The sequence below is a fragment of the Ruegeria sp. CF8 genome (assembly GCF_056537285.1).
Genome location: NZ_JBQFRG010000002.1, coordinates 411,641 through 431,218 on the forward strand (window position 1 = coordinate 411,641; position 19,578 = coordinate 431,218).

At 56.0% G+C, this 19,578-nt stretch carries 19 protein-coding genes; 10 read left to right on the forward strand and 9 right to left on the reverse strand.

Annotated elements, in window-relative coordinates:
- Positions 1–36: 36 nt before the first annotated feature.
- Together ACR0EV_RS06480 and ACR0EV_RS06485 are read right to left on the reverse strand one after the other, a co-directional pair.
- Complete coding sequence (locus tag ACR0EV_RS06480; RefSeq protein WP_480799334.1) at positions 37–774, reverse strand: hypothetical protein; 738 nt, start codon at positions 772–774, stop codon at positions 37–39.
- A complete protein-coding gene (locus ACR0EV_RS06485; protein WP_480799335.1) occupies positions 771–1,295 on the reverse strand; it encodes an RNA polymerase sigma factor in 525 nt (174 codons plus the stop codon). The genes ACR0EV_RS06480 and ACR0EV_RS06485 overlap by 4 nt, the downstream gene beginning before the upstream one ends.
- Before the next feature lie 96 nt (positions 1,296–1,391).
- Between ACR0EV_RS06485 and ACR0EV_RS06490 the strand changes: the two genes are divergently transcribed.
- The 3 genes from ACR0EV_RS06490 to ACR0EV_RS06500 all read left to right on the forward strand — a co-directional run bounded on the left by ACR0EV_RS06490 (position 1,392) and on the right by ACR0EV_RS06500 (position 5,155).
- Complete coding sequence (locus ACR0EV_RS06490; protein WP_480799336.1) at positions 1,392–2,330, forward strand: c-type cytochrome; 939 nt, start codon at positions 1,392–1,394, stop codon at positions 2,328–2,330.
- Between the two features lie 289 nt (positions 2,331–2,619).
- Positions 2,620–4,404, forward strand: coding sequence for an ABC transporter ATP-binding protein (locus tag ACR0EV_RS06495; protein ID WP_480799337.1), 1,785 nt, complete (start codon positions 2,620–2,622; stop codon positions 4,402–4,404).
- A gap of 190 nt (positions 4,405–4,594) precedes the next feature.
- Positions 4,595–5,155 (forward strand): FHA domain-containing protein, encoded by a 561-nt coding sequence (locus ACR0EV_RS06500; RefSeq protein WP_480799338.1) that lies wholly within the window; start codon positions 4,595–4,597, stop codon positions 5,153–5,155.
- Positions 5,156–5,242: 87 nt separating this feature from the next.
- Here ACR0EV_RS06500 and katG read toward each other — a convergent pair whose 3' ends face one another.
- Entirely contained in the window at positions 5,243–7,423 is a 2,181-nt protein-coding gene (gene katG, locus ACR0EV_RS06505; protein ID WP_480799339.1) for a catalase/peroxidase HPI, read from the reverse strand.
- A 107-nt stretch (positions 7,424–7,530) separates the two neighbouring features.
- On the opposite strand from katG, the gene ACR0EV_RS06510 reads away from it, so the two are divergent.
- Positions 7,531–8,463 (forward strand): hydrogen peroxide-inducible genes activator, encoded by a 933-nt coding sequence (locus ACR0EV_RS06510; protein ID WP_480799340.1) that lies wholly within the window; start codon positions 7,531–7,533, stop codon positions 8,461–8,463.
- A gap of 52 nt (positions 8,464–8,515) precedes the next feature.
- On the opposite strand, the gene ACR0EV_RS06515 is transcribed toward ACR0EV_RS06510, so the two are convergent.
- The 3 genes from ACR0EV_RS06515 to ACR0EV_RS06525 are packed head-to-tail and all read right to left on the reverse strand — an operon-like array spanning position 8,516 to position 10,371.
- A complete protein-coding gene (locus tag ACR0EV_RS06515) occupies positions 8,516–8,851 on the reverse strand; it encodes a carboxymuconolactone decarboxylase family protein (RefSeq protein ID WP_480799341.1) in 336 nt (111 codons plus the stop codon).
- A gap of 11 nt (positions 8,852–8,862) precedes the next feature.
- A complete protein-coding gene (locus ACR0EV_RS06520) occupies positions 8,863–9,621 on the reverse strand; it encodes an amino acid ABC transporter permease (RefSeq protein ID WP_171095075.1) in 759 nt (252 codons plus the stop codon).
- A gap of 9 nt (positions 9,622–9,630) precedes the next feature.
- On the reverse strand, positions 9,631–10,371 hold the full coding sequence (locus tag ACR0EV_RS06525; protein ID WP_480799342.1) for an amino acid ABC transporter ATP-binding protein: 741 nt from the start codon (positions 10,369–10,371) through the stop codon (positions 9,631–9,633).
- A 121-nt stretch (positions 10,372–10,492) separates the two neighbouring features.
- On the opposite strand from ACR0EV_RS06525, the gene ACR0EV_RS06530 reads away from it, so the two are divergent.
- A complete protein-coding gene (locus tag ACR0EV_RS06530) occupies positions 10,493–11,263 on the forward strand; it encodes a transporter substrate-binding domain-containing protein (RefSeq protein ID WP_480799343.1) in 771 nt (256 codons plus the stop codon).
- Between the two features lie 102 nt (positions 11,264–11,365).
- On the opposite strand, the gene ACR0EV_RS06535 is transcribed toward ACR0EV_RS06530, so the two are convergent.
- Together ACR0EV_RS06535 and ACR0EV_RS06540 are read right to left on the reverse strand one after the other, a co-directional pair.
- Positions 11,366–12,076 carry an aspartate/glutamate racemase family protein gene (locus ACR0EV_RS06535; protein WP_480799344.1) on the reverse strand — a complete coding sequence of 237 codons (711 nt, stop codon included), beginning with the start codon at positions 12,074–12,076 and terminating at the stop codon, positions 11,366–11,368.
- A complete protein-coding gene (locus ACR0EV_RS06540) occupies positions 12,073–12,777 on the reverse strand; it encodes a GntR family transcriptional regulator (RefSeq protein ID WP_480799345.1) in 705 nt (234 codons plus the stop codon). Before ACR0EV_RS06540 ends, ACR0EV_RS06535 begins: the two co-directional genes overlap by 4 nt.
- Before the next feature lie 111 nt (positions 12,778–12,888).
- On the opposite strand from ACR0EV_RS06540, the gene ACR0EV_RS06545 reads away from it, so the two are divergent.
- A complete protein-coding gene (locus ACR0EV_RS06545; RefSeq protein ID WP_480799346.1) occupies positions 12,889–14,583 on the forward strand; it encodes a thiamine pyrophosphate-binding protein in 1,695 nt (564 codons plus the stop codon).
- Here the strand turns inward: ACR0EV_RS06545 and ACR0EV_RS06550 are convergent.
- A complete protein-coding gene (locus ACR0EV_RS06550) occupies positions 14,544–15,464 on the reverse strand; it encodes a LysR family transcriptional regulator (RefSeq protein ID WP_480799347.1) in 921 nt (306 codons plus the stop codon). The two genes, ACR0EV_RS06545 and ACR0EV_RS06550, sit on opposite strands and share 40 nt — an antisense overlap.
- A 97-nt stretch (positions 15,465–15,561) precedes the next feature.
- Here ACR0EV_RS06550 and ACR0EV_RS06555 point away from each other — a divergent pair, with 97 nt between their 5' ends.
- From ACR0EV_RS06555 to ACR0EV_RS06570, 4 genes are all read left to right on the forward strand, one after another.
- Positions 15,562–16,695, forward strand: coding sequence for an enolase C-terminal domain-like protein (locus ACR0EV_RS06555; protein ID WP_480799348.1), 1,134 nt, complete (start codon positions 15,562–15,564; stop codon positions 16,693–16,695).
- Complete coding sequence (locus ACR0EV_RS06560) at positions 16,692–17,942, forward strand: NAD(P)/FAD-dependent oxidoreductase (RefSeq protein ID WP_480799349.1); 1,251 nt, start codon at positions 16,692–16,694, stop codon at positions 17,940–17,942. Before ACR0EV_RS06555 ends, ACR0EV_RS06560 begins: the two co-directional genes overlap by 4 nt.
- 52 nt (positions 17,943–17,994) lie before the next feature.
- Positions 17,995–18,972: a TRAP transporter substrate-binding protein gene (locus tag ACR0EV_RS06565; protein WP_171095086.1), complete on the forward strand. Its 978-nt coding sequence runs from the start codon at positions 17,995–17,997 to the stop codon at positions 18,970–18,972.
- Positions 18,973–19,041: 69 nt separating this feature from the next.
- The gene (locus tag ACR0EV_RS06570) at positions 19,042–19,575 is read left to right on the forward strand and encodes a TRAP transporter small permease (RefSeq protein ID WP_480799350.1); all 534 of its coding nucleotides are present in this window, start codon (positions 19,042–19,044) and stop codon (positions 19,573–19,575) included.
- Positions 19,576–19,578 lie beyond the last annotated feature (3 nt).

A 19,578-nucleotide genomic window follows, 5' to 3' on the forward strand; every position in this document is an offset into this window, starting at 1 on the left:
GCCACTGTTCACAAGAGGCATTGCAAGAGTTTCTGATCAGCCTGCAAAAGTGCGGGTCAGAACGTCCAGCTCACTTTGTAAATCTGTTTGCGGAGAACTGCCCAACAGCATGTATCCATAGCCGTCTTGAGCCCAAGTGGCCGTCGCCAAACCGCTCAGCACCGCTTGCTTGACCTCAGCGGGCGGAGCGTTGGGCCCCTGACGAATTATACAGAACGCAAAAGGCTGACCCTGTTCATCTGCAAAGACAACCTGGATCAAAGGCTTGCCTTTGAATGACAGAACCTGCGCCCGCTTAAGCTCGAGACCCGGCAAGGATTCAAGTGTATCTCTGTTCAAAGACCGTCCAAGCTCGGCCTCGGCCATTTCAAACTGCTTGTTCAGCGAAGCTTCTGAACTGTCCAGAGAAACAATCGTCTCGGGCACATATAGCGACTGATAGATCGCCGCTTGCTGCGCCCAACCTAAATCTGCCGGACGTGTGGCCCAAAACGTCAGGGCAACTGCTGCAACTCCAACACTCGCAGCCACGGCGAAAAGGCGCAAAAACCCACTGCCTTTATTTTGCTCCACGGGTTCCGGCAATTCTATCTTCGGCGTCTCGGCAGGCAGAGTCTCGAAAACACCCTGAATCACTGGCGCGAACGGGTCCAGTGCCATCAGGCGGCTTTCAAGTTCAGCATCTTCCTCAACCGCAGCCTCGATGGCGCGGCTCTGAGCCTCGTCCAGTGTGCCTTCCAGATACGCCAACAGCGTCTCGTCGGAAAACGTCATTTGCCACTCCGTCGCGCGGTGCCAGCCGCATCAAGCTGCATCACGGTTTTCAGTTTCTGCCGGGCATTCGATAGCCGGCTCATAATCGTACCGATGGGAACTTCCAGCAAGGCAGCGGCTTCGCGGTAGCTGTACCCTTCGACGAATACTAGCATAACCGTTTCCCGCTGCGCTTCTGGCAGCTGCATCACTTGTGTAAACACTTCAGCCGCGAAAATATTCGTTTCGGAATCCGGCCCGGTGGCCACTAGGTCAGCTTCTGGCGTCACCGACAAGGCCTGGGCCCGCCGAACCGAGCGCGATCGCACCTCATTCAACCAAATTGAGCGGCAAATCGTCATCAACCAGCTGTCCAGACGGTTGTGTGATGTGACCTGATGATGGCGTTCCAGCGCGCGCAGGCATGTAGCCTGCAGAAGATCGTCCGCCACATCTGATGCCCCTGACAATGCCAGAGCAAACCGCCAGACGCGTTTTGAATGCGTCTGTACCGCGTCGCGGACGGCCTGTTCAGAAGTCATTTCGGCACTCATCGAATAAATCGCGACCTGTGTGTGTTTGTCTCTCACGGACCAAGCCCGCCGGGGCAAAAGTGTCACAAACCTTGGAGGATTGAAATGAAACTTCTGTTGAAAGCAGTCACGATTGCGTCGACGATTGTTGCAACGCCCGTTCTGGCCGACAATTGGATGCTGGACAGCGACAACTCTCATCTGGCTTACGGAACCATCAAGAAAAACTCTGTCGGTGAGGTTAACAGCTTTACCAAACTCAGCGGTTATGTGACCCAAAATGGCCATGCAGAAATCGAAATCGACCTGTCATCGGTAGAAACAAATATCGATATTCGAAACGAGCGGATGATTGAATTTGTCTTTCGCAAAGCGAGTACCGCAATCCTGAAGGCAGATTTTGACATGGCCGAGGTGTCTGGGCTGGCCGTCGGAGAAACCACGACGGTGGATGCCGCATCTGTCCTGACGCTAACAGGAACAGAAGTTGCCTTTGACACCGAAATGTTTGTCGCCCGCTTGTCTGAAACGTCCGTCTTGGTTGCGACCAATGATATGGTGTTCCTCAACGCTGAAGATGCCGGTGTTAATGCGGGTGTCGACAAACTGATGGAACTGGCCAATCTGCCCGGCATCACCCGAACAGTGCCCATCACGGCGCGGCTGATCTTTCATTCAGACGGCGAACAGGCCGCAACACCTCCCGCGACAACGGAAACGGTCGTTGCAACCGCAGTATCAGGAGACGTCAAAGCGGGAAAAAAGGTTTTTCGCAAATGCAGCGCGTGTCACAAATTAGACGAAGGACATAACGGCGTCGGTCCGTCCTTGCACGCTATTTTTGGTAAATCCGCAGGTCAGGTGGATGGCTTCAAATACTCCAAAGCCCTTCAGAACGCCGAAATAGTGTGGACGCCGGAGAGTTTGACCGCGTTTCTGATCGATCCCAAGGAATTCCTGCCCGGCAACCGGATGCAATTTCCCGGTTTGAAAAAGGATGAAGATATAGTGAACCTGATGGCATATCTGCAGGAACTGGGCTGAGTTATACCTAGCGCCGACTTTGTCTCGACCGCGCGGCACCGCCGCGCGCTAACGGCCCTGTCCCCATTTCACATGTTGCGACGAGTCCAAGTCGTGCCGCCCCCAAAAAGGGCCATCGGCGTAAAAAGGCGCATTGACCTTGTTTGATCCCATTGCAATCCCTATCTACGGCTGCGCACGAAAGACAGTTACCATGGGCCGCACTGACGCAGCCCGGTATCTGCCCTTTAGGCCCGGGAAAAATTAGGGTATCTGAACGTGCGCACCGTTTCACGATTTGGAGAACGCAATGATAACGCGCGCCTGGAAAAAATGGCGATCGGGCTACATGGGCCGCCTTGTGGGCGAAAGCTTTTACGAGCAAGGCCCACTGTATGGTATTGCGATTTTGGCAATGATCGTTGTGGCCATCACCACCGCCGGATCGGCTTATATGATGGAATACATCGTCGATGCCATGACCAGCCCCGAACTGCGGGGATGGGCGCAGGTCATCGCGCTTGCCGTTGTACTTCTGTTCCTGACCAAGGCGATTGCCTCGTATATTCAAGCGAACTACCTGGCGCGCGCGGGCAATCGAATCGTCGCACAACAGCAGGAAAAGGTTTACCGAAAACTGCTTCGTCATGGCGTTTCTTTCTTTACTGCGAATGAATCGTCTGACCTGCTGATGCGCACGACAAACGGCGCACAATCCGCCCGAAACTTGATTGACGTGCTTGTCACCGGTTTTGTACGCGACGCCCTGACTTTGGTTGGGCTCGTTGCGGTCATGGTTTATCAACAGCCCGTACTGTCGGTAATGTTCTTCGTGGTAGGCCCCGTCGCTTTGCTGGGGGTCCGATACCTACTGAAAAGTGTACGCAAAATCATGCAGGCCGAGTTCAAGTCGCTGGCCGAGATTATTCGCGTCCTTCAGGAAACATCGGCCGGTATCAAAGTTATCAAAGTCTTTTCGCTGGAAGATCGCATGATCGACCGGATGGAGACCGCGATCCGCAAGGTCGAACAACGCTCGAACGACATTGCCAGGCTGCAGGCAATCGCCAGCCCGCTGATGGAATTTCTGGCAGGCCTTGCCGTCGCTGGCGTGCTTATCGTCAGCACGATGGGCATCGCGGGCACCGAACAACCAACAGCCGGGCAGCTGATGTCATTTATCACCGCTTTGCTGATGGCCTACGAGCCCGCGAAACGACTGTCGCGTATGCGTGTCCAGATCGAAGCCAATATGGTGGGTGTCAGCATGTTGTTTGGTCTGCTGGACCAAGAAGACACCATGACCGAAAGTCCCGATGCCCGAGATCTGACCGAAGGGCCAGGTCACATTGCCCTACGCAACGTGACCTTCGGGTATCAAGGTGCGGTGCCTGTGATCGAGGACATGAATGTCTCGTTCGAAGCAGGTAAGACAACGGCCCTTGTTGGCCAGTCAGGTGGCGGTAAATCCACCTTGTTCGGTTTGATCATGCGTTTTTATGATCCTGATGAAGGCGTCGTTGAGATCGACGGGCAGGATCTGAGAGAAGTTAGCTTTGCCTCCTTACGCCGAAAGATCTCGTATGTAGGTCAGGACACCTTCCTGTTTTCCGCATCCATCCTTGACAACCTTCGCTGCTCGGCCCCTGAAGCGACCGAGGAAGAGGTTATGGAAGCGGCCAAGGCCGCCCATGCGCATGACTTCATCATGGAATTGCCTGACGGTTATGACACTCAGGTCGGCGAAAACGGCACTTTCCTGTCTGGTGGACAAAAACAAAGGATCGCCATCGCGCGTGCCATTCTGCGCAACGCCGAAATCCTTCTGCTGGACGAAGCCACCAGTGCGTTGGATGCAGAATCGGAATCGCTTGTCAAAAAAGCACTGGATGCCTTGACACAGAACGTCACCGTCATTGTCATCGCACACCGACTGTCGACTGTGCTTGAGGCAGACAAGATCATCGTGGTTCAGGATGGTGCAATCGTAGAGCAGGGCAACCTGGACCAGTTGATGAAGAAAAGCGGTAGTTTCAGAACCTTGTTTGATCAACAGTTCAGAAAACACACTCCGGCTCCTGAAGTCGCGGAATAATCGCGACTTCAACTGTTTATACAGGGCTCATGTCCCGGGTACCAAGTGCCCGGGGCTATGGCAGATCGTCCAACAGCATTGGTTAAAACAGGTTGCCTGCCTGCGAGCCTCGCCTTGCCTAGCGGGCTTTTTGTGGCTCTTGCACTGATCTATTGGTTGATCTGCGAAGGGTTCTTAGGTGGGTTGAGCATTGGCGCTACGCCATGCGCCTGAACATCGGGACAAGCAAAGTAAACCCATTTCGCCTGTGCGGCGATCCACCCGCGCCGTCAAAAAGATCATGTCTCTGGTTCTGACGGTAATGAACCCAAATACCGCTTCAGGATACGAGCGGGCGGCTGAGGTGACATGGTACAGCCCCATGGCACCGCGCCCCCTGGCCTATTGGCAGCTTGCCGTAATGGATGGCCCGGATCGCGGTAAGGTGATCGAGTTTCAGAAGGTGGCGGGCTTGCGGAAATCCCATCAAATCAAGATAGGCCGCGATCCAAACTGGGCAGACCTGGCACTGTCCCGCAGCGAAAAAGCCTCGGGCCAACATTGTGTATTAAGAGTTGAAAAGAAGGGTGTTCTGTACATCCGGGACATGAACTCTTCCAACGGCACCTGGACAGGTGGTCGCCGGGTTGGACCCGAAAAATGGATGCCTCTAGCACCAGACGGTCGGTTCCGCGTCGGGAATACAACGGTCGCTGTGCTACGGAGTTGCGATTATAAAACGCTGTTTCAAGGACTAAACGCTCCAGCTTAATTTCGCTGGCTGGAACCACCTTGAACCGGTTGAAGGATTTTCAATAGAAAACCAGGCGAGGGAATCCTCGCCTGATTTTTTCATACTTTAGGCGACCAGATCAAACCGGTCGTTGTTCATGACCTTGGTCCACGCCGCAACGAAGTCGCGCGCGAACTTCTCGGCGTTGTCATCCTGAGCATAGACCTCGGCATAGCCACGCAGGATCGAGTTCGAGCCGAAGACCAGATCAGCACTGGTGGCCGTGAACTTGACCTCACCGGACGCGCGATCACGCAACTCGTAGGTGCCACCCTCGACCGGATGCCAGCTGAGCGACATATCCGTCAGGTTGACGAAGAAGTCAGTGGTCAGCTGTCCGACACGGTCGGTGAAGACACCATGCGCCGATCCGCCATGATTGGCACCCAGAACACGCAGGCCGCCAACCAGAACGGTCATCTCAGATGCCGTCAGGCCCAGCAATTGCGCGCGGTCTAGCATCATCGCCTCGGGCGACACGGCGTATTCCTTCAGCTGCCAGTTGCGGAACCCGTCAGCCAGTGGTTCAAGCACCGAGAAGCTGTCTGCGTCGGTCTGTTCGTCTGTCGCATCGCCGCGACCAGCCGAGAACGGAACCGTCACATTAAAGCCTGCGGCCTTGATCGACTGTTCCAGACCGACATTACCTGCCAGAACGACTACGTCAGCGACCGACGCTCCGGTTTCAGCAGCGATCGGCTCCAGCACGCCCAGAACCTTGGCCAGACGCTCAGGCTCGTTACCCGCCCAGTCTTTTTGCGGCGCCAGACGGATTCGCGCGCCATTTGCGCCACCGCGTTTGTCCGAGCCACGGAATGTGCGGGCGCTGTCCCAAGCGGTGGTGATCATCTCGACTGCAGTCAGACCACTATCCTCGATCTTTGCCTTGACCGCATCAACGTCATATCCGGTTGAACCTGCAGGGATGGGATCCTGCCAGATCAGGTCTTCTGCGGGTACGTCCGGACCGTAGTAGTTAACGCGTGGCCCCATGTCGCGGTGGGTCAGCTTGAACCAGGCACGCGCGAAGGTGTCCGCAAAATAGTCCGGGTCGGCCATGAATTTCTGACAGATCGCGTTGTAAGCCGGATCAACTTTCATCGCCATATCCGCATCGGTCATCATCGGCATCCGGCGGACAGACGGGTCGGTCGGATCGACAGGTTTTTCATCTTCCGGCATGTCGATGGGCTGCCACTGATGCGCGCCAGCGGGCGATTTGCCCAGTTCCCATTCATAACCGAACAGATAATCGAAATAGCCCATGTCGAACTTCAGCGGCTCTTTCGTCCAGGCGCCCTCAATGCCTGAGGTGAACGCGTTGGTTGCCTTGCCGTTCTGATCCGGGTTGTCCCAGCCCAGACCCTGGCCGGAAACAGGGCAGGCTTCGGGCTCGGCACCGATGTTGTCGCCCGCCATCGCGCCATGCGCCTTACCAACCGTGTGACCACCGCATGTCAGCGCTGCGGTTTCTTCGTCATCCATCGCCATACGTGCAAAGGTTTCACGGATATGCAAAGCGGTACGTGCCGGATCAGGATTACCGTTCACACCTTCGGGGTTCACATAGATCAGGCCCATGTGTACTGCGCCCAGCGGGTTTTCCAGCGTACCAGGTGTTTCCAGATCGCCATAGCGGTTCTCGGACGGCGCCAGCCATTGGTTTTCCGAACCCCAGTACACGTCTTTTTCCGGGCCCCAGATATCTTCGCGACCAAATCCAAAGCCAAAGGTTTTCAGGCCCATCGATTCATAAGCAACGGTGCCCGACAGAACGATCAGGTCAGCCCAGGAAAGGGCATTGCCGTATTTCTTTTTCACCGGCCAAAGCAAACGGCGCGCTTTGTCCAGGCTGGCGTTGTCTGGCCACGAGTTCAGCGGAGCAAACCGGATGTTGCCCGACCCTGCTCCGCCGCGACCGTCACCCAGGCGATAAGAGCCGGCTGAGTGCCACGCCAGACGGATCATCAGACCGCCATAGTGACCCCAGTCAGCCGGCCACCAGTCTTGACTGTCGGTCAACAGCGCCTCGACATCGGCACGGACGGCTTTGAAATCCAGACCTTTGACCGCTTCACGGTGGTTGTAATCCGCATCCATCGGGTTGGTGCGCGTGTCGTGCTGGCTCAGAATGTCCAAGTTCAGCGCATCCGGCCACCATTTGGTGACAGAATTGCCCGTGCCAGTGTTCCCGCCATGCATGACAGGGCAGCCGCCGGATTGGTGATTGTGAGGGTTACCGTCCATTGTAAATCTCCTGAGTATTTACCTAGGGGTTCAGATAGGTTGACTCGTACCCGACCCAAGCGATAAATGGAAATTTGTAATTTCTATCATTGTGATTAGTTTTTCAAATGAAAGCACTGACACTCAAGCACCTGCGTTACTTCGAGGCCCTTGCCACTCATGGTCACTTCGGCAAAGCCGCGGCTGCCAGCGCAATCTCGCAGCCTGCCCTTTCCATTCAAATCAAGGAGCTGGAAGCCATAATGGGCGGTCCTCTGGTGGAACGCGCTGCGCGTGAGACTCGGCTGACGGCACTTGGAGAAGACGTTTTGACCCACGGCCGTGAAATCCTGATGCGGGTCGAAGATTTGGGCAATCTGGTACAATCACCGTCCGGCCCACTATCAGGCCGTTTGCGGATTGGCGTTATCCCGACAGTGGCACCGTACCTGCTTCCCTCGATCATCAAGGCTTTGTCGCAGCGATTCCCACAACTGACAATCGAACCCAAAGAGACCATCACAGAGTCCGTGATCCGGGAAATCCTCGACTCGCGGCTGGATGTCGGCGTAGTCGCCCTACCTGTTTCCGAGCCCAGCCTTCGGGAGTTTTCGCTGTTCAACGAAGACTTCTTACTGGTCCGCCCGGCACAGGACGCCAGCCTTCCGATGCCCAGTTCGTCGCAGCTGAGAACAATGCGATTGTTGTTGCTGGAAGAAGGCCACTGTTTCCGCGATCAGGCCCTGTCTTTTTGTTCGATCCGCAACATCGAACCGCAGCAGATCATGGAGGGGAGTTCGCTGTCTACCCTGGTGCAGATGGTTGGGGCCGGGATTGGCGTGACGCTGATACCGGAAATGGCAGTCGGCTTGGAAACCCGTTCCGCCGACGTTTCAATCGCCCGGTTCCAGGACACACCGCCTGCCCGGACGATTGGCTTGGTTTGGCGCAAAACAAACCCACTGAGTGAGAACCTTCTCAAGATCGGTGCAATTGTACGCAAGACCGCAGAAGAGAACATTTTGCACGCGGGACAAAACGGTCAAGCGATCGCTGATTGAGCGTGAGGCGAGGTCAACCAGACCTTTCAGCGCTCATCTGGCTATCTGACCCTCACGCAGAAAAAACATCATAAGCTTTGAGAGCCTTTGCGCTGTATGCATAGGACGGCCCGCCGCCCATATAGGTCGCCATGGCCAACGCCTCGCACATCTCTTCGCGCGTGGCCCCAAGACGAACAAGCGACTTCACATGAAACCCGATGCAACTGTCACAACGGGTCGCGACAGCGATGCCCAACGCGATGAATTCCTTGGTCTTCTCGCTCAATGCACCGTCGGACTTGGCGGCCTTGCCCATGACGCCAAAGCCACGCACCGTTTCGGGAACCTCTTTCGAGAAGGTGCCGATGTTGGCCTCGGTCTCGGCCATGAAATCTTTCCAGTCCACAAGTAAGCTCCTTATCCGCGCTCATCTGCGCCCATGCGGCGTTCCAGCCAGCGCACTCCGGCACTGATGATCAGCACCAAGATCAGGTATTCAAAGATTAGTAAGGTGTATATTTCCAGCGGGCGGTATTCGGTCACCACCAGCTCATTTGCACGGCGGGTCAGTTCCTGCATCCCGATGACGCTGGCAAAGGCGCTCATCTTGACGATGTAAATGAACTGGTTTGCCAACGGAGGCAGAATACGCCGGATCGCCTGTGGCAGGATCACGTAACGCATGGTCTGTACGTAATTCAGACCGATGGTCTGCGCCGCTTCGCGCTGACCGCGCGCGATGGATTGAATGCCCGCGCGGTAGATCTCGGCGGTAAAGGCACTGTCGGAAATCGCCAGCGTTATGATCGCGCCCCAGAATGGATCGATTGGGACGTTCATTCCCATCGACTGGAACACGATGGGCAATCCGTAGAACACCCAAAACAGCATAGGCAGCAGTGGAATGGCGCGGATGAATTCCACATAGACCCTGTTGACCAGACGCCAGCCGCGTTTCTCGGACAGCCCCGGCAACGCCACCATCAGTCCGATAACAATCGACAGAACTGCAGCAATCAGCGAGATCTGGATTGTCGCCCACATGCCGGAGATCAGGAATTTCACATTGGTCCAGCCCGATGCCGTGGTGGGGTCGATCACATACCAGCCCCAAGTCTGGGACGAGGAACAACCCGCCAGCAAAAGCAAGGGCGCTATCAGAAGAAGTTTTTTCATCGGCCCCTCTCAGTGCTGCAATATTTGCGACAGGAATTTACGACACCGCTCGGATTGCGGGTTGGTGAAGAAATGTTCTGGCTTGCCCTCTTCGACGATTTCACCCGCATCCATGAAGATCATCTTGTCGGCCACCTTGCGCGCAAACCCCATCTCATGCGTCACAACCACCATTGTCATACCCTCATCCGCCAATTCGACCATGACATCCAGCACTTCCGAGATCATCTCGGGGTCCAGGGCCGAGGTCGGCTCGTCAAACAACAGCACACGCGGCTCCATGCACAGAGATCGCGCAATGGCGACCCGTTGTTGTTGGCCGCCGGACAACTGAATGGGTTTCTTGTCCGCCTGATCGGGAATATGCACACGCTCCAGATAAAGACGCGCCTTTTCCTCGGCCTCTTTACGACTGAGACCCCGTGCCTTGATCGGGCCTAATGTCAGGTTTTCCAACACAGTTAGATGCGGAAACAGGTTGAATTGCTGAAACACCATTCCAACTTCGGACCGGATCGTCGCCGCAGATTTGGCGTCATCCGTCAGTTCGACCCCATCCACGCGGATGGTGCCTTTCTGGTGTTTTTCCAACTGGTTGATACACCGAACGACGGTCGACTTACCTGAGCCCGAAGGCCCGCAAATCACTACCTTTTCGCCGCTGTTGACCGTTAGGTTAATGTCTTTGAGAACGTGAAACGTGTCGAACCACTTGTTCACGCCGACAAGTTCGATTGCGGCGTCTGGCATAAGCTGGTCTGCCCCTGTTTTAATCGCGTTGTTTTATTTTCTTGAGGTTATCTTTCTCTTTCGGCTTAAATCAATGATGAATACGGCAGCAAGGCCGAAACGCCACCAACAGGAGAATTCAATGAACACTTTTTGGAAAACCGCGGCTGCTGCCGCGCTTGGACTGGTATTGTCGAGTGCCGCACACGCGCAATCTGCACTGAATGAGGTTTTGGATTCCGGTGTGCTGAAGGTCGGCACCACCGGAGACTGGAACCCCATGTCGCTGCGTGACCCAGCCACCAACAGCTATAAAGGCTATGACATCGACATCATGAACGAGTTGGCCGCCGATCTGGGGGTTGAGGTCGAATATGTACCAACCGATTGGAAAACACTGGTCAATGGCGTGGTGGCTGGCAAGTACCACCTGACCGGTTCGGCCTCGATCTCGCCACCGCGCATGAAGGTTGCCGGTTTTTCGGACAGCTACATTGCGGTGGAGTTGTTCCCGTACACGACCAAAGACAAAGCGGACAAATTCGACGGCTACGACTCTATCAACCAGCCTGGTGTGACGGTTGCCACAACGCTGGGCACGACGTTTGAAAAGCGTGTGCGTGAATGGTTCCCGAACGCCGAGATCAAAGTTGTCGAAGCCCCGGCCCGTGGTTTTCAGGAAGTGATCGCTGGACGCGCAGATGTGTTCATCACGTCGAACATCGAAGGCTCAACACTTGAGGCGAAGTTCCCAGTGGTCCGTGTCAAGAATGCGGGTCCCCGGTCGCCATCGCCCATCGCGATGATCCTGCCGCAAGGCGATCAGGTCTGGATCAACTACGTGAACAACTGGATCGAAGTGAAAAAAGCGCAAGGCTTCTTCGAAGCCAACCGCGAGAAGTGGGGCCTCTGATCCGTTTCTGACAGAACCTGTTTTTTAACGCCCGGTCTTCAGGATCGGGCGTTTTCTATTTTGACATGACTGAGCAAAGTGCTTCGCGCACCAATTTTTCGATCAATATGTCCGCGGAACCAGACCGGCCTGAAACCACTGAATGAACGAGACGATAGAAAACACGGGCAACCCGGTGGCCTGTTGGATATCGCGTGCATAGGGGCACATATTCGTGCACTCCAGAACGATCGCACCCATGTCAGGGTTGTCCGCAACCAAGGCCAACGCTGCGCGCATATTGTCCTCTCGTGCTTTCTGAACATCCAGCGTCAGTTCGTTCCCAAGGATCGCACGGGTGAACTCCTGCCCGCCTTCGGTTGTGCCAATCGGGGTATCCAACGGCACGTTGGCCGCCTGCAGATGATCTTTGGTCAGGGTCGAGGCTGAAATAGTTAATAACCCGGTGCGCTTGCCTGCAGGTAGAATGCGATTCACCATTTCCACCTGCATCAATGACGATGTGGCCACCGGAACCGGGACGGCTTCCGCCAGTTCTTTCTGGAACAGGGACAGGAAACCGCAATTGGTGGTTATGCCGTCAACGCCATCTTTTACCAGATCCTGCGCCGCGTCGATGAACACATCCAGCATCCCCTCGGCCCGCTGCCGAACGACACGATCAGGCGAAGCGTCACGGACAATGCGATAGAGCACCGGAAACGGCCAGGTCAGAGCGTTCCCCATATCACCTGGAATTCTTGGGAATTGGGCATCCAGCATCAAAATGCCAACGGATGCCCCATAGATGGATTTTCCGCCCTGCGCGATCATCCCTCGACCTCCTCAATAATTCGAGCCGAGATTTCTTCGGACCCTTCCATGTAAATGCTGGAAATCCCGTGACGCACTGCGTCCTGCACCTGATCCATGCGTTTGGCGATATGAGCACCCAGAACATGCGCGGCCTCTTCCGCATCCCGTTCCATCAACGCCTGCATAACTCGCTTATGCTCGTCTTTTGAACGGTGAACCCGGTCCAAACTCATAGAGATCCAGCGGATATAGCGTATGCGCTCATTGATCCGCGTCAGGGTTTGCAAGAGCTCCATATTGCCTGACAGTTTGGCTATCCCAAGGTGAAACGCCTCGTCCCGGCTGACAGCTTCCTCGACGGTCAGGCCGGTGATATCGATGCCCGTTGAATACAGCTCATCCCGCAGATTCTGCAGGTCTTTGTCAGAGGCCTTGGAACACGCCGCACGCGCGGCGGCAGTTTCGATAATCTGGCGCAGTTCAAACAGGTCAAACACGCTTTGCGCATCCAAAGGACGACAAAAAAACCCTTGCCCCGGGCGAAAATCAAACAACCGTTCTGCAACCAACCGGTTCAATGCCTCTCGTAAAGGGGTCCGGCTGACGCCCAGGTCCTTGGACAGGGCAACTTCGTTCAGGCGATCTCCGGGGCGCAGACGGAACGAGACCGCCATCGCCTTAACCTGATCATAGATGTCGTCGACCCGTGGACCCGCCATTAACCTGCCCTTCCTCTTGTTTGCCACAGGTGCCATAGGCAGAGCTTGAAATCAATATACAAAACTGTATACAGTTCTGCGTACAGAGAGGAATCGAGAGGCTCGTAGATCATGACAGGGACGAATTATCTGACCGGGGCAGAGGCTATGGTGCGTATGCTCGAGGCACATGGCGTGAAGCACATGTTCGGTCTGTGCGGCGATACCACCTTGCCTTTCTATGACGCTCTGGCCCGCATGGATCACGGTATTCAGCACATTTTGACACGGGATGAACGGCACGCGGCCTATATGGCGGATGGTTACGCGCGTGTGACTGGGAAGCCCGGTGTCTGCGAAGGCCCCTCGGGCGGAGGTGCAACTTACATTCTGCCCGGTGTTGTCGAAGCCAACGAAAGCTCGGTTCCGATTCTGGCGATTACCTCGGACGTCGCGACAACCAGCCGGGGCAAATACCCATTGACCGAACTGGATCAGCCCGCCCTTTTCAAACCTTTAGCCAAGTGGAATACCTCGCTGGACGACGCCGCACGGCTTCCCGCCATGGTACGGGCCGCTTTCAGGGCGATGACAACGGGTACGCCGGGCGCCACCCATCTGGCTTTGCCCTTCGACACGCAAAAGGCACAGGTGGATGAGGCCGAAATCTGGGCGGATGACAGGCATCGCAGCTATCCTGCCGAGCGCGCTGCCCCGGACATGGATGCAATCGAAGCAGCGGCGGACATTCTGGCGCAGGCCAAATCCGCTGTTGCTGTCTGCGGTGGAGGTCCGGTTCTGTCAGGCGCGACCGAAGCCTTGCGACAGGTCGCCGGTCTGTTGGATATGCCCGTTGCGACAACTGTATCCGGTCAGGGATCAATCGCCGAAACCGACCCGCTGGCGTTAGGCGTTGTCGGGTCTAACGGAGGTGTGCCCGCGACACGCGCTGTCGTGGATCAGGCGGATGTTGTCCTTTTCATCGGCTGCCGCGCCGGTTCGGTCACAACCGAAAGGTGGAGAAGCCCAGGTCGCGACGCGACTATCATTCACATCGACAGCGATCCCATGGTGATTGGCGCAAACTACCAGACCGAAGTGGCAATCTGCGCAGATGCCCGTCTGGCGCTCGAGGCTCTGGCCCGCGCTTTAGAAGATCGACAAGACCTGAACGCACAAGGCGGGACGGATAAAGCCCGTGTCGCGTGGGATGCCAAGCTAGCCGCTTTCGCGCCGCTGGCCGCAAGTCGAGAAATGCCGATCCGGCCCGAAGCTGTCATGGCCGCGTTGATGGATATTCTGGATGACAACGCAATCGTTGTGGCGGATCCAGGTACCCCCTGCCCCTATTTCAGTGCTCATTACCGGTGGCGGACATCGGGACGGCAGTTCATCACCAACCGGGCGCATGGCGCCCTAGGCTATTCATTAGGTGCAGCGATGGGGGCACATGTCGGGCGTCCGTCGGTCAAGACCCTAGCCGTCATGGGCGATGGCTCGTTTGGCTTCACATGTGGTGAATTCGAAACGATGGTGCGGCACAAAATGCCCATCACATCGATTGTCTTCTCAAATGCGGTCTTCGGCTGGATCAAGGCGGGACAGGATGCAGGCTTTGGTCAACGATTCTACAATGTTGACTTCAACCGCACGGACCACGCCGCAGTGGCGTCAGCCTTTGGTGTGAAATCATGGACGGTCAAAGACCCCGAAGACCTGCCAAAAATCCTGAAACAGGCCATCGAACATGATGGCCCAACGCTGGTCGACATCCATTCCCAACAGCTTCACAACGCGGCTGCGCCAGTATCCGAATGGGTTGCGTAGGAGGCGATTGAAGGGATCAGTTGATCCAGAAACTCCTGCGCGATCCTGGATAGGGGGCGACCTTTGGCAGTGATGATTGCAAGCTCCAGCATGACTGCTGGTTTAAATGGGCGGGTCTGATATCCGTTCTCTTCATCAAAGGTAACGGTAAAGGGGTCGATCATGGCGACCCCCATGCCTTGCTTCACGAAACTCAACAGATTTTCAGACAAGTGTGTGTGAATCTGCGTGCGCCATAAGCACCCGGCACGTTGAAAGATGTCGCGCGTTTTACGATGCGTCTGGTGTTCCGGTCCCATGACAATAAAGGGCTCGTTTTCCAGAGTTTCCGGCGTCAGAACGTCATACGCCGCCAATGGACTGCCTTCAGGGAAGGTCGCCAGAGTTTCGAACTGAAACACCTGATAGTTCAGCGTGTCGTGCAAAATAGGCATCTCAACAATTCCGATCTCGAACAAGCCTGACGTCACCCATTCCTGAATCTTCGACGAATATTGCGATTGAAAGCTGACGGACAGGTTCGGGCGGCTCTCGGCAAAACGCGCGATCTCCCGCGGCATGAAACCGAATGACAACAGATGCGGCGCGGCAACCTGTAACTGACCCGGATGCTTGTTCTGCAAATCTGTCACCGCCTGCGCAACGTGATCCAACCCGCGCACAACAGTATCGACTTCGTGGTACAGCAACTCGGCTTCTGGCGTGGGCAACAGACGCCCCTTGTTGCGTTCGAACAGAGGTAATCGCGCCTCGCGTTCCAATTGCGCCAAAAGGTTGCTGATGCCGGGTTGCGAGATGCCAAGAACCGATGCCGCGCCGGTCACGGTTCCGGTTTCCATGATGGCGTGAAAGGCTTGAAGCTGACGAAAGCGCAATGACATCGGTATTGTATCATTTTTTCTGATGAACTGTCGAAGATATAGTATTTGAAATGATATGCCGGTCAAGGCAGGCTTCCGCACATCTCTAGGGGGCCGAATGAGCGATCTCTCACAAACAATCACAGGCTATGACCTATGGCACCTCAAGCTGCCAGTGACCTCGCGCCGGGATCACGGTATTGGATCTGTCGAAGGCGTTTGTGAAATTGTTATCCTGCGGCTGACATCTGAGGACGGCTCGCAAGGGTTTGGTGAAGCGTCGCCCTGGTCAGTGTTCACCGGCACGCCGGAGGCGACCTTTGCAGCGTTGGATCGGTATCTGCGTCCGCTTGTTTTGGGCGCCAAAGTCGGCGATAGATCCGCGATCATGGCGCGCGCTGCTTATGCAGTGGCGCATTGCACTGAGGCCAAAGCAGCACTGGAAACTGCGCTGCTGGATCTTGCAGGCCAGATCAGCAACGTTCCGGTCTGGTCCTTGTTGGGCGGGAAATGTCGGGATGCAATCCCTCTCAGTTGCTCCATCGCCAACCCTGATTTCTCGCTAGACATCGATCTGTTGGCACGGTTGCAAGACGATGGTGTCCGGATTGTCAAACTCAAGACCGGGTTCAAGGATCACGCCTTTGACATCATGCGGCTGGAATACCTGGCCCAGAACTGCCCGAAGTTTTCTGTGCGCGTGGATTATAACCAAGGGCTCAACATCGAGGATGCCCCAGCACAGGTGCGCGACGTCGCCCGGTTCGATCCGGATTTCATCGAACAGCCCGTGCGCGCTCATCATTTCGGCATGATGGCCAAGTTGCGCCAAATGACGGATGTGCCGTTGCTGGCAGACGAGAGCGTGTTTGGCCCAGAAGACATGGAGCGTGCAGCCCGCGAGGGGATCTGCGACGGTGTTTCCGTCAAGATCATGAAATCCGGTAGCCTGACACGCGGTCAGACCGTTGCGCGCATTGCGGCTACACACGGCCTGACAGCCTATGGCGGCGACATGTTCGAGGCTGGTCTGGCCCATTTGGCAGGCACACACATGATTGCTGCAACGCCGGAAATCACTCTGGGTTGCGAGTTCTATCAGGCGTCGTATTTCCTGAAAGAGGACATATTGGAAGAACCTTTCCAGATCAGGAACGGGCATGTCTGCGTGCCGGATGGCCCTGGGCTTGGCGGCAAACCCGACTTGGACAAACTGAACCACTACGCAGTTTCAAAGGCGGTGGCGGCGTGAGCGAGAAGAAGACCATAGCCATCATCGGGGCCGGAATTGTCGGAGTGTCCGCTGCTGTCTGGTTGCAGCGTGACGGTCACGACGTGATTTTGATCGATAAGGCCGGGCCGGGCGAAGGAACCTCACATGGCAATGGCGGCGTGCTTGCATCGTGCTCTATCGTGCCTGTGACGGTTCCAGGACTGCTCGCCAAAGCGCCGAAGATGCTGTTGAGCCCCTCTCAGCCGCTGTTCCTGAAATGGGGGTACTTACCAAAGCTGTTGCCATGGCTCAGACAATACTTAAGCCACGCAAACGCCGCAGACGTGGAACGGATTGCTGCGGCCTTGACGCCCATCGTGGGCGACAGCCTGAACGACCACAAGGCGCTGGCCGCCGGCACTGGCGCTGAGAAATGGATCGTCCCAAGCGATTATCTGTTTCTTTATGAAAACCGCGCCCATTTCGAAGGTGATGCCTTTGGTTGGGGCATTCGGCGCAAGCATGGCTTTGCGTGGGAAGAATTGGAAGGCAAGGCATTCCACGATTACGATCCCGTCTTCAGCCAGGATATCGGGTTTGCGGCCAAGCTTTCAGATCATGGTCACATCACCGATCCGGGGCGATATGTGAAAGACCTAGCTGCACATGTTGAGGCGCAAGGAGGTCGGATCATCCAAGCCACCGTCGAAGACGTCACGCGCGAAGGCGGAAGCGTGACCGGCGTTCGCACGAGCGGTGAAACCATTGCGTGCGACACTGCTATTGTAACGGCAGGCGTCTGGTCGGGTCCGTTGGCCAAGCGCTTGGGGGTTTCGGTCCCACTTGAAAGCGAACGCGGGTATCATCTTGAATTGGTGGAACCTTCTGCCATGCCGCGCAGCCCGGTCATGGTCGCATCGGGTAAGTTTGTTGCAACACCCATGGATGGGCGCATACGCTTGGCAGGCATTGTAGAGTTCGGAGGGCTGGATGCGCCACCCTCGCGCACGCCGTTTGAATTAATGAGAAAAAATGCCCGGGCGGCTTTTCCGGGCATAACATGGAAGGAGGAAGTGGAATGGATGGGGCACAGGCCCGCCCCGGCTGACTCGATCCCGATCATTGGCGACGTGCCCGGCATCAAGGGGGCCTATATGGGCTTTGGGCACCATCACATTGGCCTGACAGGCGGGCCAAAAACCGGACGCCTTTTGGCCCAAATGATCGCGGGCAGAACCCCAAACGCGGATGTGAGCGTCTACGCGCCGTCACGCTACGCAACATAAGAACAAGCCGATGAAAAACATTGGTGTTTCAATACTCAATAGGGAGAAAACGATGAAAAAATTGACAAATCTTCTGGCAGCAACTGCTCTGACCGCAGCCGCGGCGGCACCGGCCATGGCCGAAAAATGGGACATGCCGATGGCTTATTCGGCGTCAAACTTCCACTCGGCCACAGGCGCGGAGTTCGCTAAATGCGTGACGACAGGCACTGGTGGTGAGATCGAGATCGTCACACATCCTTCCGGTTCACTGTTCAAGGGTGCCGATATCAAACGCGCGATCCAGACCGGGCAGGCACCGATTGGTGAACGTCTTTTATCCGGTCACCAGAACGAAAACGCGCTTTTCGGATTTGACTCGATTCCGTTTCTCGCAACCTCGTTCGACGACAGCGCCAAGCTTTGGGAGGCCGCCAAGCCATCTATCGAAAAAGTACTGGCCGAGCAGAACCTGACGCTGCTTTACGCGGTGCCGTGGCCGCCTCAGGGACTGTATTTCAAGAACGAGGTAAACTCGGTCGCTGACATGAAAGGCATCAAGTTCCGCTCATACAACAATGCGACCTCGCGGTTGGCCGAGCTGACCGGGATGCTACCGGTGACGATTGAAGCGGCGGAAATCAGTCAGGCCTTTGCGACGGGTGTGGCAGATTCGATGGTGTCATCGGGATCGACCGGTTATGACCGCAAAGTCTGGGAAAGCCTGAACTATTTCTACGAAGTCGATGCGTGGTTGCCGCGCAACTACGTGATGGTCAATTCAGATGTCTGGTCTGGTGTGTCTGATGCCAACAAGAACGTAATCAAGGGCTGCGCTGAACTGGCAGAATACGCAGGCAACTGGCGCGCCAAGGAATATACCGGGTTCACACTGCAGGGTTTGCGGGATGGCGGTATGACTGTTGGTCCGGCCTCTGAACAGATGACCAACGAACTGAAAGAGATCGGCGTGACCATGACCAACGAATGGCTGGAAGCTGCCGGTGACGAAGGCAAAGCCATCGTCGACGCCTTCAACGCGTCTCAATAACCTTTCGATTTGGGCGGCGGTTCATCCGGCCGCCCTTTTCGCATCCAATCAATACACAGCGGGGACAGTATGGCGGTTTTGCGAGGACTTCGGTCCGTACTCGACTTCATCTATCTGACGGCAGGGATTCTGGCGGCACTCAGCCTGATCGCAATACTGTTGCTGATCGTCGTGCAGATGCTAGCCCGCTGGACCGGTGAAGTGTTTCCCGGAGCACCCGACTATGCGGGTTACGCGATGGCCGCTGCATCCTTTCTGGCCTTTGCCAATGCGCTGAACCGGGGCAGCCATATCCGGGTTTCCATCCTTCTGAACGCCGTACCGGATGGGGTAAGGCGTATTCTGGAGGTCTGGTGCTTCGCCATCGGCACTGCTGTCATGTGGTATTTTTGCTGGTACGCATACCGCTTTGTCTATTGGAGCTGGAAGTTCAACGACATTAGCCAAGGCCAGGACCGAACCGCCCTTTGGATCCCGCAATCCGCGATGCTGTTTGGCGCAGTCATTCTGGCCATTGCTCTGACTGATCATTTGATCCACGTGCTTTTCAAGGGCGAACACCGCATCGTCCGCGATCTGGCCGATCAGAGCCACGGAGAGTAAATA

Excerpts from the sequence above, each read along its gene's own strand:
- ACR0EV_RS06480 (WP_480799334.1), bottom strand. The coding sequence starts at position 774 with ATGACGTTTTCCGACGAGACGCTGTTGGCGTATCTGGAAGGCACACTG.
- ACR0EV_RS06485 (WP_480799335.1), bottom strand. The coding sequence starts at position 1,295 with ATGACTTCTGAACAGGCCGTCCGCGACGCGGTACAGACGCATTCAAAA.
- ACR0EV_RS06490 (WP_480799336.1), top strand. The coding sequence starts at position 1,392 with ATGAAACTTCTGTTGAAAGCAGTCACGATTGCGTCGACGATTGTTGCA.
- ACR0EV_RS06495 (WP_480799337.1), top strand. The coding sequence starts at position 2,620 with ATGATAACGCGCGCCTGGAAAAAATGGCGATCGGGCTACATGGGCCGC.
- katG (WP_480799339.1), bottom strand. The coding sequence starts at position 7,423 with ATGGACGGTAACCCTCACAATCACCAATCCGGCGGCTGCCCTGTCATG.
- ACR0EV_RS06510 (WP_480799340.1), top strand. The coding sequence starts at position 7,531 with ATGAAAGCACTGACACTCAAGCACCTGCGTTACTTCGAGGCCCTTGCC.
- ACR0EV_RS06520 (WP_171095075.1), bottom strand. The coding sequence starts at position 9,621 with ATGAAAAAACTTCTTCTGATAGCGCCCTTGCTTTTGCTGGCGGGTTGT.
- ACR0EV_RS06525 (WP_480799342.1), bottom strand. The coding sequence starts at position 10,371 with ATGCCAGACGCCGCAATCGAACTTGTCGGCGTGAACAAGTGGTTCGAC.
- ACR0EV_RS06530 (WP_480799343.1), top strand. The coding sequence starts at position 10,493 with ATGAACACTTTTTGGAAAACCGCGGCTGCTGCCGCGCTTGGACTGGTA.
- ACR0EV_RS06535 (WP_480799344.1), bottom strand. The coding sequence starts at position 12,076 with ATGATCGCGCAGGGCGGAAAATCCATCTATGGGGCATCCGTTGGCATT.
- ACR0EV_RS06540 (WP_480799345.1), bottom strand. The coding sequence starts at position 12,777 with ATGGCGGGTCCACGGGTCGACGACATCTATGATCAGGTTAAGGCGATG.
- ACR0EV_RS06545 (WP_480799346.1), top strand. The coding sequence starts at position 12,889 with ATGACAGGGACGAATTATCTGACCGGGGCAGAGGCTATGGTGCGTATG.
- ACR0EV_RS06550 (WP_480799347.1), bottom strand. The coding sequence starts at position 15,464 with ATGTCATTGCGCTTTCGTCAGCTTCAAGCCTTTCACGCCATCATGGAA.
- ACR0EV_RS06555 (WP_480799348.1), top strand. The coding sequence starts at position 15,562 with ATGAGCGATCTCTCACAAACAATCACAGGCTATGACCTATGGCACCTC.
- ACR0EV_RS06565 (WP_171095086.1), top strand. The coding sequence starts at position 17,995 with ATGAAAAAATTGACAAATCTTCTGGCAGCAACTGCTCTGACCGCAGCC.
- ACR0EV_RS06570 (WP_480799350.1), top strand. The coding sequence starts at position 19,042 with ATGGCGGTTTTGCGAGGACTTCGGTCCGTACTCGACTTCATCTATCTG.